Here is a 3,081-nt window from a genome sequence, read left to right on the forward strand (position 1 = left end):
CAGGTGCAACGTTTTATTGAAAATGAAAATATCAGGTGCACCAGCCAGTTGATAGAGACAGAAGGCGGTCAGAAGATGCTGGTGCCCGGTTTATTGCAATATGTTGACGAACAGGGTGATGTGGATTTAATTATGATCATGACACAACAAGAGAACAAACTGGTAGAATTTTTTCTCGGATCGGCTGCCCAGTCCATTATCCGTATGTCGAAAGTGGCGGTGATGTCGATCACTCCGTTCGAGTTGGGAACTTTCGAGTTAACGTTCTAATTCTAAATCAAACCTTTTTCTATCATGATATTTACCGAAATTATCAGCATTGGAGACGAATTGCTGATCGGACAGGTTGTGAACACCAATGCCAGTTGGATGGCTTCGGAACTCAATAAACATGGCATCAACGTTGTTCAGATAACGGCCATCAGCGATCGAATGGAACATATTTGGAAAGCGCTTGATGAAGCTCTTGAACGTGGTCAGATTGTTATACTGACCGGCGGTCTTGGTCCCACGAAGGATGATATCACCAAACCGGCACTGGCCTCCTATTTTGATTCAAGAATGGTCTTCCATCAACCTACCTTTGAGCACATTAAAAAGTTGTTCGCGAAACGCAACTATCCTGTGACGGATGTCAATCGACGTCAGGCAGAGATCCCAGAGAAATGTCTCCCTTTGGTAAATCCTCATGGAACTGCTCCCGGCATGTGGTTCGAAAAGGAAGGTAAAATAGTAGTCTCCTTGCCGGGTGTTCCGTTTGAGATGAAGTCCCTGATTACCGATGAAGTAATTCCCCGCCTGAAGCAAAAATTGGCTTTCGGAACCATCTATCATAAAACAATGATGACCCATGGTATGGGGGAATCAGCGTTGGCAGAGTTGATCAGTGATTGGGAGTCGGCTTTGCCTGAAACCATGAAACTGGCTTACCTTCCTCAACCCGGGATTGTGCGGTTGCGACTCTCTGTTTCAGGCGATCAGGACAATCAACTGAAGGAAGCTGTTGATGAGCAATGTCGGCAATTAGGCGCTATCATACCAGATTTGATATTTGGCTATGATGATCTAACAATGGAGGAAGTGGTAGGTAATTATTTGAAAAAATCACGCAAGACCATTTCAGCAGCCGAAAGTTGTACAGGAGGTTATCTTTCGCACCTGATTACCAGTATACCAGGAAGTTCGGCTTATTTTAAAGGCTCGGTGGTAAGTTATTCCAATGAAGCAAAAGTTGAACTTTTGGGTGTTCCCGAGCAAAATATTATTAAATTTGGCGCTGTAAGCCAGGAGGTTGCCGAAGCCATGGCTATGGGGGCACTAAATCGGTTTTCTTCGGATTATGCGCTTGCCATAAGTGGCATCGCCGGACCGGATGGAGGCACACCGGACAAACCCGTAGGAACGGTTTGGATTGCAATGGCATCATCAGATGGGATAACATCCCGACTGTTTCATTATGGAGAACATCGGGGTCGAAATAATAGAAGGTCAGCCCTTTCGGCCCTCAATATGTTACGCCTTGAGCTGAAATTGAGGCAAACTATGGAATAAAAATTATGTTAAAACAAAAAAGCCGGCATTTACCGACTTTTTTGTTTTAAATTCCCGCACTCATTGTTACCACCTTACGGTCAATCTTCTTAAATAGTCCCTGAAGCACAGTTCCCGGACCCACTTCAACAATATTGTTTGCGCCATCAGCAATCATATTTTGCATGGTCTTCGTCCATCTAACGGGCGAAGTCAACTGTTTTATCAGGTTGTTTTTTATAATCTCGGGGTCGGTTACCGATTGTCCGGTTACATTCTGGTAGATAGAACATATTCCTTTATTGAATTTTGTTGTGTTGATAGCTTCACCCAATTCAATGCGGGCAGGCTCCATCAAAGGAGAATGAAACGCCCCTCCCACTTTAAGAATCATGGCTCTTTTGGCACCTGCAGCGGTACATTTTTCAATGGCTTGTTCAATACCAGCAACCGAACCTGAAATCACTAACTGCCCCGGACTGTTATAATTTGCGGGGACAACAACATCATGAATGCCTCCACAAATGCGCTCAACCTCTTCATCAGGCAACCCCAGAATGGCAGCCATCGTCGATGGTTCAACCTCACATGCTTTTTGCATGGCCGCGGCTCTTTTTGCTACCAGTTTTAGTCCATCTTCAAAAGTGAGAACCCCTATAGCTACCAGCGCGCTAAACTCACCCAAAGAGTGCCCTGCTACCATATCTGGTTTAAAATCATCGCCCAACAGGGCAGCCAAAACAACCGAATGAAGAAAGATAGCAGGCTGAGTTACATCGGTCTGTTTCAGTTCGTCTTCAGTACCATCAAACATGATGTCAGTAATTTTAAATTTTAAAAGGCTGTTGGCCTTTTGAAACATCTCTTTGGCTTTGGGCGACTTTTCAAAAAGGTCTTTGCCCATACCGACATACTGAGCTCCCTGACCGGGAAAAACATACGCGTTCATAAAAAAGGGATTTATATATCAATCTATTAACATGATGACTGTCAACTTTGGGGTTTTATAAGTTAAGTAAGTTTTCAATCATCAGATGTTTCTGAATTTCGATGTTAAGTAAGGCACTTTTGTTATTATTTTCTATTGCCAAAAAACCTGAGCAAAAATAAGAATAAATTAATGAAATCAAGATATAATGTGAGTGCCCCGAAAATGGTCATTTTGCGCATGTTCTCGCTATCAGCCTCAGCACTACTTCCTATTCGTTTTAGTTTTTGAACGTCATAAGCGGTAAGGCCTGTAAAAACAAGCACCCCAATAAAGCTGATGATGTAGTCCATCTGCGAACTCTGCATGAAAATATTGACTACGGAGGCAATAATAATGCCAACCAGTCCCATCATCATAATGCTGCCAAACTTTGTTAAATCGGTTTTTGTGGTGTATCCCAAAACGGCCATAAAACCAAACATGCCGGTAGTAATTAAAAAAGTTTTGGCAATGGAGGGGAGGGTATACATAAAGAAGATAAAGCTTAAGCTCATACCCATCAGAATGGAGTAAACAACAAATACCAGGAGCAGGGTTGAAGCTGACATGCGGTTAAAACC

The 3,081-nt window shown here is 43.1% G+C and carries 4 protein-coding genes; 2 read left to right on the forward strand and 2 right to left on the reverse strand.

From position 1 onward, the window contains the following. Together ACYC56_RS13825 and ACYC56_RS13830 are read left to right on the forward strand one after the other, a co-directional pair. Window positions 1-270: universal stress protein (locus ACYC56_RS13825; protein WP_461374755.1), on the forward strand; the 270-nt coding region annotated here is incomplete at its 5' end. Window positions 271-294: 24 nt separating this feature from the next. Beyond that, window positions 295-1,551, forward strand: coding sequence for a competence/damage-inducible protein A (locus ACYC56_RS13830; protein ID WP_461374756.1), 1,257 nt, complete (start codon window positions 295-297; stop codon window positions 1,549-1,551). 46 nt (window positions 1,552-1,597) lie between these two features. Here the strand turns inward: ACYC56_RS13830 and fabD are convergent, their stop codons facing one another. Together fabD and ACYC56_RS13840 are read right to left on the reverse strand one after the other, a co-directional pair. After that, on the reverse strand, window positions 1,598-2,479 hold the full coding sequence (gene fabD / locus ACYC56_RS13835; RefSeq protein WP_461374757.1) for an ACP S-malonyltransferase: 882 nt from the start codon (window positions 2,477-2,479) through the stop codon (window positions 1,598-1,600). A gap of 125 nt (window positions 2,480-2,604) precedes the next feature. Continuing rightward, on the reverse strand, window positions 2,605-3,081 hold a 477-nt coding region (locus ACYC56_RS13840; protein ID WP_461374758.1), incomplete at its 5' end, for a Bax inhibitor-1/YccA family protein.

The sequence above is a fragment of the Candidatus Aquicultor sp. genome (assembly GCF_054640775.1).

Coding starts and splice junctions, on each gene's coding strand:
- fabD (WP_461374757.1), bottom strand. CDS start 2,479: ATGAACGCGTATGTTTTTCCCGGTCAGGGAGCTCAGTATGTCGGTATG.
- ACYC56_RS13830 (WP_461374756.1), top strand. CDS start 295: ATGATATTTACCGAAATTATCAGCATTGGAGACGAATTGCTGATCGGA.